Source organism: Pseudomonas sp. R-28-1W-6 (assembly GCF_009799925.1).
GTDB lineage: Bacteria > Pseudomonadota > Gammaproteobacteria > Pseudomonadales > Pseudomonadaceae > Aquipseudomonas.
This window is the reverse complement of sequence record NZ_WELK01000002.1, coordinates 326,432-339,885: the sequence shown is the minus strand read 5'-3', so window position 1 is coordinate 339,885 and position 13,454 is coordinate 326,432. Positions and strand designations below refer to the sequence as shown.

12 protein-coding genes and 1 pseudogene are annotated in these 13,454 nt (G+C 67.7%); 6 read left to right on the top strand and 7 right to left on the bottom strand.

The genetic code is table 11. The features are described 5' to 3' along the window. The first annotated feature begins 114 nt into the window (after positions 1-114). From argJ to F3I62_RS05805, 3 genes are all read left to right on the top strand, one after another. On the top strand, positions 115-1,332 hold the full coding sequence (argJ, locus tag F3I62_RS05815; protein WP_160488734.1) for a bifunctional glutamate N-acetyltransferase/amino-acid acetyltransferase ArgJ: 1,218 nt from the start codon (positions 115-117) through the stop codon (positions 1,330-1,332). Positions 1,333-1,417: 85 nt separating this feature from the next. Further along, positions 1,418-2,050 (top strand): glutathione S-transferase family protein, encoded by a 633-nt coding sequence (locus tag F3I62_RS05810; protein ID WP_160488733.1) that lies wholly within the window; start codon positions 1,418-1,420, stop codon positions 2,048-2,050. Continuing rightward, positions 2,047-2,991: a Nudix family hydrolase gene (locus tag F3I62_RS05805; protein ID WP_160488732.1), complete on the top strand. Its 945-nt coding sequence runs from the start codon at positions 2,047-2,049 to the stop codon at positions 2,989-2,991. The genes F3I62_RS05810 and F3I62_RS05805 overlap by 4 nt, the downstream gene beginning before the upstream one ends. A gap of 58 nt (positions 2,992-3,049) precedes the next feature. Here F3I62_RS05805 and F3I62_RS05800 read toward each other — a convergent pair whose 3' ends face one another. The 4 genes and pseudogenes from F3I62_RS05800 to F3I62_RS05785 form a co-directional block, all read right to left on the bottom strand. Further along, positions 3,050-3,634: a cob(I)yrinic acid a,c-diamide adenosyltransferase gene (locus F3I62_RS05800; protein WP_160488731.1), complete on the bottom strand. Its 585-nt coding sequence runs from the start codon at positions 3,632-3,634 to the stop codon at positions 3,050-3,052. A 1-nt stretch (position 3,635) separates the two neighbouring features. Further along, positions 3,636-5,657, bottom strand: coding sequence for a PAS domain-containing sensor histidine kinase (locus F3I62_RS05795; protein WP_160488730.1), 2,022 nt, complete (start codon positions 5,655-5,657; stop codon positions 3,636-3,638). A 46-nt stretch (positions 5,658-5,703) separates the two neighbouring features. Continuing rightward, positions 5,704-6,615 carry a putative 2-dehydropantoate 2-reductase gene (locus tag F3I62_RS05790; protein ID WP_160488729.1) on the bottom strand — a complete coding sequence of 304 codons (912 nt, stop codon included), beginning with the start codon at positions 6,613-6,615 and terminating at the stop codon, positions 5,704-5,706. A 10-nt stretch (positions 6,616-6,625) separates the two neighbouring features. Continuing rightward, positions 6,626-7,603: pseudogene (locus F3I62_RS05785) on the bottom strand (response regulator); the annotation flags it as partial. 138 nt (positions 7,604-7,741) lie between these two features. Between F3I62_RS05785 and F3I62_RS05780 the strand changes: the two are divergent. Next, on the top strand, positions 7,742-8,221 hold the full coding sequence (locus tag F3I62_RS05780; RefSeq protein ID WP_160488727.1) for a YajQ family cyclic di-GMP-binding protein: 480 nt from the start codon (positions 7,742-7,744) through the stop codon (positions 8,219-8,221). 42 nt (positions 8,222-8,263) lie between these two features. Here F3I62_RS05780 and F3I62_RS05775 read toward each other — a convergent pair whose 3' ends face one another. Both F3I62_RS05775 and F3I62_RS05770 read right to left on the bottom strand, forming a co-directional pair. Further along, positions 8,264-9,874: an AmpG family muropeptide MFS transporter gene (locus F3I62_RS05775; RefSeq protein WP_160488726.1), complete on the bottom strand. Its 1,611-nt coding sequence runs from the start codon at positions 9,872-9,874 to the stop codon at positions 8,264-8,266. Positions 9,875-9,912: 38 nt separating this feature from the next. After that, entirely contained in the window at positions 9,913-10,305 is a 393-nt protein-coding gene (locus tag F3I62_RS05770) for an MGMT family protein (protein ID WP_160488725.1), read from the bottom strand. On the opposite strand from F3I62_RS05770, the gene F3I62_RS05765 reads away from it, so the two are divergent. Together F3I62_RS05765 and F3I62_RS05760 are read left to right on the top strand one after the other, a co-directional pair. After that, a complete protein-coding gene (locus tag F3I62_RS05765) occupies positions 10,304-11,299 on the top strand; it encodes a DUF481 domain-containing protein (RefSeq protein WP_160488724.1) in 996 nt (331 codons plus the stop codon). The genes F3I62_RS05770 and F3I62_RS05765 overlap by 2 nt on opposite strands. Before the next feature lie 124 nt (positions 11,300-11,423). Next, entirely contained in the window at positions 11,424-12,431 is a 1,008-nt protein-coding gene (locus F3I62_RS05760) for a DUF481 domain-containing protein (RefSeq protein WP_256667654.1), read from the top strand. A 181-nt stretch (positions 12,432-12,612) separates the two neighbouring features. Here F3I62_RS05760 and F3I62_RS05755 read toward each other — a convergent pair whose 3' ends face one another. Next, complete coding sequence (locus tag F3I62_RS05755; protein WP_160488722.1) at positions 12,613-13,371, bottom strand: SDR family oxidoreductase; 759 nt, start codon at positions 13,369-13,371, stop codon at positions 12,613-12,615. Positions 13,372-13,454: the final 83 nt, after the last annotated feature.

The following is a 13,454-nucleotide window of genomic DNA, read 5'->3' as shown; positions in this document are numbered from 1 at the left end:
GAACTCAGCTATATAAACAACGCCGCGACCGGCTCTGCCGCTCGCGGCGTTTTGCCACTGCCTGCCGGGCCCCTGCCCGGCGTTTGAACAGACTGCTTATTGAGGAGCGCATCCATGGCTGTTGGTCTTGGTCCCCTGCCGGTCCTGCACCCGGTTCCCGGTTTTGAACTCGGCATCGCCTCTGCCGGCATCAAGCGCCCCGGGCGCAAGGATGTGGTGGTGATGCGCTGCGCCGAAGGTTCGCGCGTGGCAGCCGTGACCACCACCAACGCCTTCTGCGCCGCCCCGGTGATCGTCACCCGCGAGCGCGTGCAGGGCGAGGTGCGTTACCTGCTGACCAACACCGGCAATGCCAATGCCGGCACCGGCGCCGATGGCCTGGCCAACGCCAAGCGCACCTGCGCCGCGCTGGCCGCACTGACCGGCGTGGCCGCCGAGGCAGTGCTGCCGTTCTCCACCGGGGTGATCGGCGAGCCGTTGCCGGTGGCGAAGATCGAGGGCGCCCTGCAGGCCGCCCTCGACGATCTGTCGGAAAACCACTGGGCCGAAGCCGCCACCGGCATCATGACCACCGATACAATGCCCAAGGGCGCCAGCCGCCAGTTCCAGCATGACGGCGTGACCGTCACCGTGACCGGCATCAGCAAGGGCGCCGGGATGATCCGGCCGAACATGGCGACCATGCTCGGCTACATCGCCACCGACGCCAAGGTCGCGCGCAGCGTGCTGCAGGACCTGGTGCGCGATGCGGCGAACAAGTCGTTCAACCGCATCACCATCGACGGCGATACCTCGACCAACGACTGCTGCCTGCTGATCGCCACCGGCCAGGCGGCGCTGCCGGAAATCACCGAGGCCGCCGGCGAACTGTTCGCCAAGCTCAGGCAGGCGGTGTTCGAGGTGTTCATGGAAGTCGCCCAGGCCATCGTCCGCGACGGCGAAGGCGCGACCAAGTTCGTCACCGTCCAGGTCAACGGCGGCGGTACCCACCAGGAGTGCCTGGATGTCGGTTACGCGGTGGCCCATTCGCCGCTGATCAAGACCGCGCTGTTCGCCTCAGACCCCAACTGGGGGCGCATCCTCGCCGCCGTCGGCTATGCCGGCGTGCCGCAACTGGACGTGAGCAAGATCGACGTGTTCCTCGGCGAGGTGTGCATCGCCAGCAAGGGCGGCCGCGCCGCCAGCTACACCGAGGCGCAGGGCGCCGCGGTGATGGCCCGCGAGGAAATCACCATCCGCATCGAGCTGGGTCGCGGCACCTGCAGCGAGACCATCTGGACCACCGACCTGTCCCACGAGTACGTCAAGATCAACGCCGAATACCGCACCTGAGCCGCGCGGCGTTGCACTCGAGTTGACACAGGGGGCGCCGCGGCGTCCCCTGTGCATTCCGCCCACCCTTGTCAGGAGAACCGACATGGCCCTGCAACTGGTCATTGGTGACAAGAACTTCTCGTCCTGGTCGCTGCGCGCGGCGCTGGCCCTGGAACTGACCGGCGAGCCCTACGACGAGCTGAAAGTGCGCCTCTATCAGGCCGACAGCCGCGAGCAGATCCTCGCCCATTCGCCGACCGGCAAGGTGCCGCTGCTGAAGACCGAGGAAGGGCCGATCTGGGATTCCCTGGCGATCGCCGAATACCTCGCCGAGCGCTTTGCCGAGTCCCACCTGTGGCCGCGCGGACAATATGCGCGGGCGGTGGCGCGCGCGGTGTGCGCCGAGATGCACAGCGGTTTCCTCGGCCTGCGCAGCCACCTGTCGATGGACATGCGTCGTGACGAGGCCCTGGCGCAGATCCCGGCCGAGGCGCAGGCCGACATCGCACGCATCTGCCAGCTGTGGGCCGACTGCCGTGCCCAGTTCGGCCAGGACGGGCCGTTCCTGTTCGGCCATGCCAGCATCGCCGATGCCTTCTTCGCGCCGGTGGCCAGCCGTCTGCGCAGCTACCGCGTGGCCCTGCCGGATGTGGCGGCGGCCTATGTCGAGACCATCTACCACTGGCCGGCCTTCCAGCGCTGGTACCAGGCGGCATTGCAGGAGACCCGGGTGTGAAGCGTGTGCATGTGGCCGCGGCGGTGATCCGCGGTGCCGATCGGCAGATCCTCCTCGCCAGGCGCGCGGCGGAGCAGCATCAGGGCGGCCTGTGGGAGTTTCCCGGGGGCAAGGTCGAGGCCGGCGAGGTGGTGCGCGATGCGCTGGCGCGCGAGCTGGCCGAGGAACTGGGGATCGAGGTGCGCCAGGCGCGGCCGCTGATCCAGGTGCACCACGACTACCCGGACAAGCAGGTGCTGCTGGATGTCTGGGAGGTCTCCGCATTCGGCGGCGAGCCGCACGGTGCCGAGGGCCAGCCGCTGGCCTGGGTCAGCCCGCAGCAGCTGGACGACTACCCGTTCCCGGCGGCCAACCAGCCGATCGTGACGGCGGCGCAGCTGCCCGAGCGCTACCTGATCACCCCGCAAGGGCTGGAACCCGGTGAGCTGCTGCGCGGCGTGCGCCAGGCCCTGGCCGAAGGCGTGCGCCTGGTGCAGTTGCGCGCGCCGAATATGTTCGATGCGCAGTACCGCGATCTGGCGGTGGATATCCAGGGCCTGTGTGCCGGCAAGGCCCAGCTGATGCTCAAGGGGCCGCTGGAGTGGCTGGGCGACTTCCCGGCGGCCGGCTGGCACCTGACCGCCGCCCAGCTGCGCCAGTATGCGGCCAAGGGCCGGCCGTTCCCGGCCTCGCGCTGGCTGGCCGCGTCCTGCCACGGGGCCGAGGAGCTGGCGCTGGCGGCGCAGATGGGCGTGGATTTCGTCACCCTGTCGCCGCTGCAGCCGACCCAGACCCATCCGGACGCCGCCCCGCTGGGCTGGGACAAGGCCGCCGAGCTGCTGCGCGGCAGCAATATCCCAGCCTACCTGCTCGGCGGCGTCGGCCCCGAGCACCTGGAGCAGGCCTGGCAGGCCGGTGCCCAGGGCGTCGCCGGCATCCGCGCATTCTGGCCGCAGACTTAAACTTTAGGAGCGAGCTTCTGCTCGCGATCCGGTTATCCCAAAGCTTGCGCGCTCGCCCCTACGGTGCGGACGGCTTTTCCGCGGCCTGCCAGAGCACCTCACCGACCTGCGTGCGCCGTGCGATCAGGCGGGCGGCGACGAACAGCAGGTCGGACAGGCGGTTGACGTAGGCCATGCCCACGGCGCGCAGCGGCTCCACTGCATTCAGGTGCTGGCAGCGTCGTTCGGCATTGCGCGCCAGGCTGCGGCAGACGTGGGCCTGGGCGACCAGGCGCGAGCCGCCGGGGAGGATGAAGTTCTGCAGTGGGCCGACTTCCTCGTTCCAGCGGTCGATGGCCGCCTCCAGGCGCTGCACCTCGCCTTCCTGCAGGGCCTGGTAGTCGGGCATGGCCAGTTCGCCGCCGAGGTCGAACAGGCGGTGCTGGCAGGGCGCCAGGACTGCGCTGACCTCGCTCAGGCCCGGCCACATGGCTTGCTGTTCGGCCAATTCGGCCAGCAGCAGGCCGAGCTGGCTGTTCAGCGTGTCCAGTTCACCCATGGCTTCCACGCGCGGGTGGTCCTTGCCCACGCGACGGCCGTCGGCCAGGCCGGTTTCGCCCTGGTCGCCGGTTTTCGTATAGATCTTGCTCAGGCGGTAGCCCATCTCAGGTGCTCGTGTTGTCGGTGGTGGAGGTCAGGGGCAGGCGCAGGGTGAAACAGGTGCCCTGGCCCGGCAGGGAGTGCACCTCCATCTGCCCCTTGTGGTTGTTGGTGATGATGAAGTAGGACACGGACAGGCCGAGGCCGGTGCCCTGGCCGACTTCCTTGGTGGTGAAGAAGGGCTCGAAGATGCGCTTGCGCACATGCTCGGGCATGCCGATGCCGTTGTCCTCCACCTGGATTTCCGCCCACGGCGGGTTGAGGCGGGTGCGCAGGATGATGCGCCCCGGCTCGTCCGCGACCTCGCGCTGGTGGATGGCCTGGGCGGCGTTCTTCAGCAGGTTGAGCAACACCTGCTCCAGCTCGTTGGCGGTGGCCAGCACCGGCCCCAGCTGGTCGTCGAATTCGCGCTGGATGAGCAGGGTCTTGAAGTCGAAGCTGTCGGTCAGGTCGAAGTCGTTGCCGGCGATTTCCAGGGCCTGGTCGATCAGTGCCGGTAGCTGGCAGGGCGCCATCTGCCGGTTGCTGCGCCGGCTGAAGCTGAGCATGTGGCTGACGATCTTCGCCGCCCGCGAGCCGGCCTGCTGGATGCCGTCGAGCAGCTGCGGAATCTCGCGGGCCTCCAGGTAGGCGCTGACATCCTCGAGGGCGATGCCGACCTCGACCGCCTGCTCCTGGTTCTTCGCCAGCTCCGGCGAAAGCCGGCGGCGGATGTTCTGCACGTTGTGCAGGATGGCACCCAGCGGGTTGTTGATCTCGTGGGCCATGCCGGCGGCCAGGCCGCCGACCGAGAGCATCTTCTCCGACTGCACCATCATGTCTTCCAGGGACAGGCGCTGGGTGATGTCGTCGATACGGATCACCACGCCGCGGCCGCTGCCGCCCATCAGCGGGTAGAAGGTCAGCTCGTAGTGGTGCGGCTCCTCGTTGCGGCTCCAGGTGACGCGTTCGATCTTCTCTACCCGGTGCTGTTCGGCGGTGCGCCGGAGCTGCGGCAGGAAGGGCTTGAGCGGCGGGAAGGCGAGGAATACCGGCTGGTTCAGCGCCTCGTCCAGGCGCGTGCCGGAAAGCGCGCTGGCCTCCTGGTTCCACTGGGTGACGTAGAGCTGCTCGTCGAGGGCGATCAGGGCCGAGGGCATGGAGTCGATGATGCTGTTGAGGTATTTCTGGAAGCCGGTGAGCTTCTTCTCGATCTTGCCGCGCACCTGCACTTCCAGTTCCAGCTTGCGGTTGGAGTGGCGGGTTTCCTCGGCCAGGCTCTGCGCCTGGTCGAAGGCGGCCTGGGCGTCGTCGCGGGCGCGCTTGAGCTGCTGCTCGCGCGCCTCCATGCGGCTGAGCATGGTGTTGAAGGCGTCGGCCAGGCTGCCGATCTCGTCCTGGTTGCCGCGGGCGACGCGCAGGGCGTAGTTCTCTTCGCGGGTGACCTGGCGGGTGAGTTCTTCCAGATGGCGGATCGGCCGGGTGATCAGGCGCCTGATCTGCCGGGCGATCAGGGTCCAGAGCAGGATGCTGAATGCCAGGATCACCCCGCTGGCGGTCAGGGTGCCGGTGTAGAACACCCCGGGCAGCTCGCCGGAGGCCACCAGCAGCAGGTGGCCGGGCAGCTTGCCCGGTTGTGGCAGTTCGATCAGCTGGGTGGCGCGCAGTTCGCCCTGGCGCCAGCTCTCCAGCTCTTCGCTGTGCGCCGGCAGCTGCAGCGGGTCGCCCAGTTGCAGTTCGGCGAGGCGCAGGCCGTGACTGTCGTAGAGCGCGGCGGCGCGCAGCGGGCTGTAGCTGTCGAGGTGGTGCAGCAGGGCGCTGGCGGCGGCCGGCGAGGCCAGGGCCTTCTGGCTGACTTCCGGGGTGGCGATCAGCCGGCCGAGGGTGTGCAGGGCCTGGGGTGCCACGCTTTCCTGGGAGATCCAGTAGGCGGCGCTGATAAAGGCCAGGTTGGCCACCAGCAGCACGGTGGCCAGCAGGGCCAGCAGGGCGGCGAGTAGTTTGCGGCCGACCGGCAGGTTATCGAGGCGCTGGCGCAGACGGGTCAAGGGCGCAGGTTTCCGCGGAGTGAGGAAGGGGCAGGGTAGCGCGGGCTCAGGTGACGGGCAATCCGCGGGCGGCCAGGTGCGCCCTCAGGCGCTGCTGCAGGGCCAGCAGGCGGGGCACGGCCAGCTGCCGGCCGGCGGCTGCCTGGCAAGCGTAGCCGAGCAGGTAGGCGATTTCCGTGCGCCGGCCGGCAGCGACATCCTGGTACATGGAGGAGTAGTTGGCAGCGGTGGCGGCAATTACCCGCTGCACCTCGGCGTGCAGGTCCTCGGCGGCACTGTCCTGGCCGCAGGCGCGCAGCAGCGTGGCCAGTTCCTGGCAGAGGGCGGCGACTTCGTCCGGCCACGCGGCCAGGCCGCCATTGCGGCAGTCGTGCAGCACGGTCAGCGGGTTGATCGCGCAGTTCAGGGCCAGCTTGCGCCACAGCTTGGCGAGGATCTCGGCGCTCCAGTCGTGGGCGATGCCGGCCTGCTGCAGGTCGGCGAGCCAGGCCGGCGGCCGGGCCTGACCGGGGATGCCGAGCCAGGTATGGCCCTGGCCGGCGAACACCACGCGAAAGTCGCCATCGCGGAAGGCCCCTTCGGTGCTGCTGGCGAGGATGCAGCGCGCTCGCGGCAGGCGCGCGGCGACCGCGTCCTGGCTGCCCAGGCCGTTCTGCAGGAGGATGATCTCGGCGTCCGGGGTCAGTCGCGGAGCCAGTGCGGCGGCGGCCTGTTCGGCATCGTAGGCCTTGCAGGCCAGCAGCAGGCGCTGCACCGGGGCGCCGGCAGCGGCAGTCTCGCCGGGAATCGGATAGAGCCGGGCCTGGTCGTTCTCCACCAGGCTCAGGCCGCCGGCGGCGCGGTAGGCGGCCAGGCGCGGTGCATCGCGCAGGATCAGGCGCACCGGCAGGCCGGCGCGGGCCAGGCGGGTGGCCCACAGGCTGCCGAGGCTGCCGGCACCGAGGATGTGCCAGGTCACTGCGGGGCGGTCACTGCGGCAGCGGCAGGCGCAGCGCGGTGACCCGGCCGCTGGCGTAGGAGTCCGGCAGCAGCGCACTGGCGCGGTCGAGCAGGGTGTTCGGTTCGAGCGGCAGCGACTTGGCGTCGAGGCCGACCAGGCTGATCCCCGCCTTGAGGGTGATGAAGCCTTCGCTGGTCTTGAAGGCCTTGAGGTTGAGGCCGTCGTACAGGCGCTTGAAGCTGCTCGGCGAGCACTCCTGCAGGTCGTCGAGCAGGGTGATCAGGGCGAAATGGTTGTCGTCCATCCGCGCCAGCACGTCGAGGGGGCGTACCAGCTGCTGCAGGCGCCGGGCCACGCCGTGCAGCAGCTCGTTGTAGAAGCCGTTGCCGTACTGCTGGCGCAGGGTGTTGGCCTCCTGCAGGCCGATCAGCAGGTAGCACACCGCGCCGCCGCGGGACTCGACCTGGCGCAGGCTGTCGGCCAGCTTCTGCTTGAGGTAGCGCGGGTTGCCCAGGCCGGTGAGCGGGTCGACCAGGTTGCGCTGCTCCAGGCTGGAGATGTTCTGGATCAGCATGCGGTTCTCCTGCAGCAGGCGCTGCAGGGTGTTGCACAGGCGGTCGGCGGCATACACGCGCGGCACCAGTTGCTCGTTCATCGAGGCCTTGCTGATGAAGTCGTCGACGCCGCGGTCGAAGGCTTCCACCAGCACGTTGTCGCCTTCCTTGCCGGTGAGCAGGATGACGTAGGTGTAGTGGTCGGCGGTCTCGTCCAGCTGGCGTACCCGGCCGGTCAGGTCCAGGCCGTCCATCTCCGGCATCAGCCAGTCGGCCAGCAGCACGCTGGCCGGGCGCAGCTCGAGTTGCTGCAGGGCCTCGGCGGCGCTGCTGGCGAAGCGGACATCCAGATAGCCGGCTTGGCTCAGCGCGCGACCGATCATGGCGCTGGAAAACTTGGCGTCGTCCACCACCAGAATGCTGAGATGGGGGTTGGGCATGATGGGCTCACTGGCAGGGAACTGGGGCGCCGTCGGTACTTCGCCGAACGGGGCGTGCGGGTGTGGTTATAATGAGCGCGCAAATTTTATCGTCAAGCCAGGCGCGCTCTGTCCGTGATATGGATCGCGCCGTCCATCTGGAGGAATTCCATGCCTTCGTTCGACGTGGTGTCCGAACTGGATAAACACGAACTCACCAACGCCGTGGACAACGCGGTGAAAGAGCTGGAGCGGCGCTTCGACCTGCGCGGCAAATGCAGCTTCGAAAGCAAGGACAAGACCATCACCCTGACCGCCGAAGCCGAATTCATGCTTGAGCAGATGCTCGACATCCTGCGCAGCAACCTGATCAAGCGCAAGATCGACAGCCAGTGCATGGAACTCAAGGACCCCTACGCGTCCGGCAAGGTGACCAAGCAGGAGGTGACCTTCCGCGAGGGCATCGACAAGGAGTTGGCGAAGAAGATCGTCGCCCATATCAAGGACAGCAAGCTCAAGGTGCAGGCCGCCATCCAGGGCGAGCAGGTACGCATCACCGGCAAGAAGCGCGACGACCTGCAGGAGGCCATCGCCGCCCTGCGCGCCAAGGACTTCGGCATGCCGCTGCAGTACAACAACTTCCGCGACTGATAGTGCGGGAGCATGAAAAAGGCCGGCTTATGCCGGCCTTTTTCATGGGCGCTCGGACGCCTCCGCGGGTGGCGGAGCGCCGTTGGCCTGGCCGCGCTCGCGGCGCCATTGCAGGAGGATGAGCAGCAGCGTGGGGATGCCGAGCAGGGCAGTGACCAGGAAGAACTGGGCATAGCCGAGTTTCTCCACCAGCAGCCCGGAGGAGCCGCCGACCAGGCGTGGCAGCAGCAGCATGATCGAGCTGAGCAGGGCGTACTGGGTGGCGGAGAACTTCAGGTTGGTCAGGCTCGACAGGTAGGCGACGAAGGCCGCGGTGGCCAGGCCGGAGCTGAGGTTGTCGAGGGCGATGGTCAGCACCAGCATGAGCATGTGCGGGTCCAGGGCCAGCAGCAGCTCGGCCACGGTCTGTTCGGCATAGCGCGCGCGCTCGGCGACTTCGCCCAGGCGCGACAGGCTGGCGAACAGCAGGTTGGTCGCGGCGGATGCCGCCCCGCCCAGCAGCAGGATCGGCAGGATGCCGAAACGCACGATCAGCAGGCCGCCGATGGCGGCGCCGAACAGGGTCATGAACAGGCCGAACAGCTTGCTGACGCTGGCGATCTGGCTCTTGGCGAAGCCCATGTCGATGTAGAAGACGTTGGCCATCACCCCCATCACCGTATCGGACATGCGGTAGGTGGCGATCAGCCCGAGCAGCAGCAGCGCCTGCCAGCGGTAGCGCAGGATGAAGTCGTTAATCGGCGTGAGCACCGGCCCCAGGCCGCGACGGCCCATGCGCGACAGGCAGGCGGCGGTGAGGATGGTGTACAGCAGGAAGCGCAGGGTGGCGCGGTCGTCGCGCAACAGCTCGGTCAGGCCCAGCTCGCCGCGCAGCATCGGCAGGATGTCGCTGTTGTAGAACTGGGTGAACATGGCCGGCACCGAGACCAGCAGCACGATCAGCACCAGCACCGAGGCCAGCTGGCGGTACAGGCCGTAGCGCGCCGCGGCGATCTGGGTCTGCAGCGGCACCGCCGGCTCGCGCATCCACAGGGTGGTGATCAGCCCCGGCAGCATGATCATGGCGAACAGCAGGTAGGTGCTGGCCCAGGCGCCATGCTGGTAGCCGGCGTCGGCGTTGCCGAACCAGCCGGCGAAGTACAGCGCGCCGGCCGTGCTGAGCAGCACGGCGACCCGGTAGCCGGCCATGTAGCTGGCGGCCAGGGCGGCCTGGCGGGTGTCGTCGACGATTTCCAGGCGGTAGGCGTCCACCGCGATGTCCTGGGTGGCGGAGGCGAAGGCCACCACCACCGCCACGCCGATCAGCCAGGCCAGGTGCTGCTGGGGGTCGCACAGGGCCATGCCGATCAGGCCGAAGACCACCAGCCCCTGCGACAGCACCAGCCAGGAACGGCGCCGGCCCAGGCGGCCGAGCAGCGGCAGGCGCCACTGGTCGAGCATCGGCGCCCAGACCCACTTGAAGGCATAGGCCAGGCCGATCAGGCTGGCGTAGCCGATGGTCTGCAGGGCCACGCCGGCCTCGCGCAGCCACACCGACAGGGTGGCGAACACCAGCATGTACGGCAGGCCGGCGGCGAAGCCGAGCAGCAGGAGGGCGAGGGCGGCCGGGTGGGCGTAGGTGGCGAGGGCGGCGCGCCAGGATTTACGGGGCATGGGCGTGGTCTGGGGATGAGCGAAACAAAGGGCGCACTCTAACCGCTGAACTCCATCGGGCGCCAGCCGTGGCGGCGCATATCCACGCGGTTGTTGCGGATGGTCAGGCCCTCTTCGCGCAGGCGCGCGCGCTGCTCGTCGCCGCTCGGGCTGCCGGCCGGCAGGCTCAGGCGGCCGCCGGCGCCGAGCACGCGGTGCCAGGGCAGGCGGGTGTCCGCAGGCAACTGGCTGAGGGTTCGTCCGACCCAGCGAGCGGCGCGGCCGAGGCCGGCCAGGGCGGCCAGTTCGCCATAGCTGGTCACCTTGCCGGCAGGGATCTGCGACAGCAGCAGGTACAGGGCGGCGCGCCGGCCCTCGGCGCTTGCCGGCGGCTCGGGGGCGGGGGCATGCTCTGCACCGATGCCCTGTCCTGCTGGTGGTTTCTGTCTCATGCTGCGCTTCCTGCTCTCGACTGTTCTCTTGGCTGCCGCGGCCTGTGCCCAGGCGGATACCGTGTGGCTGAACAACGGCGACCGCCTGACCGGCAAGATCCTCCTGCTCGACGGCGGCAAGCTGGCGCTGAAGACCCAGTATGCCGGGCGCGTGCTGATCGACTGGAAGGATATCGACACCCTGCGTTCGGACAAACCCCTGCTGCTGCGGCGCAACGGGCTGGACAGCCAGCACAGCCAGCAGTTGCAGGCCGCCGGCGCGGGCCTGGTGACGGTGGTTGACGGCGGCCGCGAGACGCTGCCGCTGGCCAGCATCACTCGCCTGGTGCCTCCGCGCCCGCTGCTGCAGGACCGCCTGTGGGAAGGCAACCTGGACGCCAAGCTCGACCTGGAGCGCAACGAGGACCGTACCGACGAGTTCAAGCTCAAGGGCGATACGCGGGTCGAGCACGGGCGCTGGCGCCATGTGTTGCACGGCCAGCTGGAGCACGAGACCAAGAACGACGAGAAGAAGGAAGACAACTGGGAACTGGAGTACGACCTCGACCGCTTCTTCACCGACCACTGGTTCTGGCGGGCCGGTTATGAGCAGGAGGAGGACCAGTTCGAGGACATCAATCGCCAGCGCATTCTCGGCAGCGGCCCCGGCTACCGCTTCTGGGAAGACGAGCTGGGGCGCTTCGACCTGATCGGCCAGTTCAACCGGGTGCGGCTGGATTCGCAGGGGGGCGAGCTGGCCTTCAACACCTGGTCGCTGGAATGGGACTACAAGCGCCTGTTGTGGGGCACGCGCCTGGAGTTCTACAGCAGCGCCGAGCTGCAGGTGCCGCAGATCGACGAGATCGACTACGTGCTCGACAGCGAGGCCGGCCTGCGTTACCGCCTGAACGACTGGGCCCGGCTGTCGCTGCTGTACGAGCTGGACCAGTTGCGCGGCCTGGGCAACACCTACTCGGAGCGGCGCTACCTGATCGGCTTGGGGGTCGGCTGGTAGCCGTCTGCGCCGGGGCAAAGAGGCTTTTCTGAACTCGCGCGGCGATTGCCAGTCTGTGCTTGCTCTGCCGGCGCGTACGCGGATAATGCCGGCCTTTTTGCCCACCCGAGCCGATTGTTTGCCGATGACTGTTTCCCGCTCCCTGCTGTGCCTGGCGCTGAGCGCCATCTCCTCCCCCCTGCTGGCCGATACCGTGTGGCTGAAGAACGGTGACAAGCTCACCGGCAGCATCGAACTGGTCGACGGCGGCAAGCTGCTGCTGAAGACCGACTACGCCGGCTCGATCACCCTCGATCTGCACAAGGTCGCTACCCTGGAAAGCGAGCGCGAGCTGCTGGTCAAGCAGGACGATTTCACCGGCGAGCGGGCCAAGTCGCTGAAGCCGGCGGGGGAGGGCCAGGTCGAGCTGGTCAACGGCGAGGCGCCGAAAGTGGTGGCGCTGAGTTCCATCGCCCAGATCCTGCCACCCAAGCCGCTGGTCCAGGACCTGCGCTGGAGCGGCAACATCGATTTCTCCGCCGACTACAAGCAGGCCGAGAGCGACGTGAAGGACTACGACATCGACCTCGCCACCCAGGCCCGCCACGGCGCCTGGCGCCATAGCTTCGGCGTCGAGTACGACCACGAACTCAAGGATGACGAGAAGAAGACCGACCGCACCGAGTTGGACTACGACCTCGACCGCTTCCTCACCAGGCAGTTCTTCTGGCAGGGCCAGCTCAAGTACACCCACGACCGCATGGAGGATCTGCGCATCCAGCGCACCGTCGGTACCGGCCCCGGCTACCAGTTCTGGGACGACACCCTCGGTGCCTTCTCCGTGGCCGGCTTGCTCAACCGCAACGACTTCGTCTTCGACAACGGCGAGAGCGAACACTTCAACTCGGCGGCTATGGAGTGGGACTACAAGCGCAAGCTGATCGGCCAGAACGTCGAGCTGTACAGCCAGGGCGAACTGGGTGCGCCCTTCATCGACGAGATCGACTACATCATCGATACCGAGGCCGGCGTGCGCTACAAGCTCAACAGCTGGGCGGCCCTGAGTCTCAAGGCCGAGTGGGACAAGGTCGCCAGCGAGAACGGCGATACCGACGAGCGCCGCTACATGCTCGGCCTGGGCGTCGGCTGGTAAGCCACCCACCCACAAAAAAGCCCCGCAAATGCGGGGCTTTTTATGAGGCCAAGTCTCGACTCTGCGAGCTAGAGCCAGGCAAGGCGAAATTGGGCGAGGGCGCGGAGTTTACAAGCCGTAAATGAGCAGCCCGAGCCCAATTTCAACGCAGTCTGGCCGACGCGCAGCAAGTCGAAACAGATCAGAGGCGCAGGCCGCCGTCCAGCTCCAGGATCCGACCGGTGTAGTAGTCGTTTTCCAGGATGTAGGCCACCGAGTGGGCGATCTCGGCCGGCTTGCCCATGCGCTTGAGCGGGATGCCGGAGCACATCTTCTCCAGGGCTTCCGGCTTCATGCTGCCGGTCATCTCTGTTTCGATGAAGCCCGGAGCGACGCCGGCGACACGGATGCCGTAGCGCGCCAGTTCCTTGGCCCAGACCACGGTGTCGGCGGCAACGCCGGCCTTGGCCGCGGAGTAGTTGGCCTGGCCGACGTTGCCGGCGCGGGAGATGGAGGAGATGTTGATGATCGCGCCCTGGTTCTTCAGCTCGATCATCTTCGCCGCGACTTCGCGGGTGCAGAGGAACACGCCGGTCAGGTTGACGTCGATCACCGACTGCCACTGGGCCAGGCTCAGCTTGGTCATCTCGCCGTCCTTGACCTTGATGGTCAGGCCGTCGCGCAGGATGCCGGCGTTGTTGACCAGGCCGTTGATCGCACCGAAGTCGTCGGCGATCTGCGCCACGGTGTGGGTGACCTGCTCTTCGTTGGCCACGTTGCAGAGGTAGGCGCGGGCGTCACCACCGGCGGCCTTGCAGGCGGTCACGGTTTCGTCGAGCTTTTCCTGATTCAGGTCGACCAGGGCCAGCTTGGCACCCTTGCCAGCCAGGTATTCGGCCATGGAGCGACCGAGGCCCTGGCCACCGCCGGTGATGATGATGACTTTGTCTTTGAGTTCCATAACACTACCCCTCTAAAGGTCTACAGGTGGCCTCGCTGGCGCTGCAAAGAGTTCTGCCGGGCGCCTGTCCGTTTTGTTTTCGA

Bases quoted from the DNA above. Each gene is read 5' to 3' on its own strand.
- F3I62_RS05770 (WP_160488725.1), bottom strand. From the start codon at position 10,305: ATGAGACAGAAACCACCAGCAGGACAGGGCATCGGTGCAGAGCATGCC.
- F3I62_RS05765 (WP_160488724.1), top strand. From the start codon at position 10,304: ATGCTGCGCTTCCTGCTCTCGACTGTTCTCTTGGCTGCCGCGGCCTGT.
- F3I62_RS05810 (WP_160488733.1), top strand. From the start codon at position 1,418: ATGGCCCTGCAACTGGTCATTGGTGACAAGAACTTCTCGTCCTGGTCG.
- F3I62_RS05760 (WP_256667654.1), top strand. From the start codon at position 11,424: ATGACTGTTTCCCGCTCCCTGCTGTGCCTGGCGCTGAGCGCCATCTCC.
- F3I62_RS05755 (WP_160488722.1), bottom strand. From the start codon at position 13,371: ATGGAACTCAAAGACAAAGTCATCATCATCACCGGCGGTGGCCAGGGC.
- argJ (WP_160488734.1), top strand. From the start codon at position 115: ATGGCTGTTGGTCTTGGTCCCCTGCCGGTCCTGCACCCGGTTCCCGGT.
- F3I62_RS05780 (WP_160488727.1), top strand. From the start codon at position 7,742: ATGCCTTCGTTCGACGTGGTGTCCGAACTGGATAAACACGAACTCACC.
- F3I62_RS05775 (WP_160488726.1), bottom strand. From the start codon at position 9,874: ATGCCCCGTAAATCCTGGCGCGCCGCCCTCGCCACCTACGCCCACCCG.
- F3I62_RS05800 (WP_160488731.1), bottom strand. From the start codon at position 3,634: ATGGGCTACCGCCTGAGCAAGATCTATACGAAAACCGGCGACCAGGGC.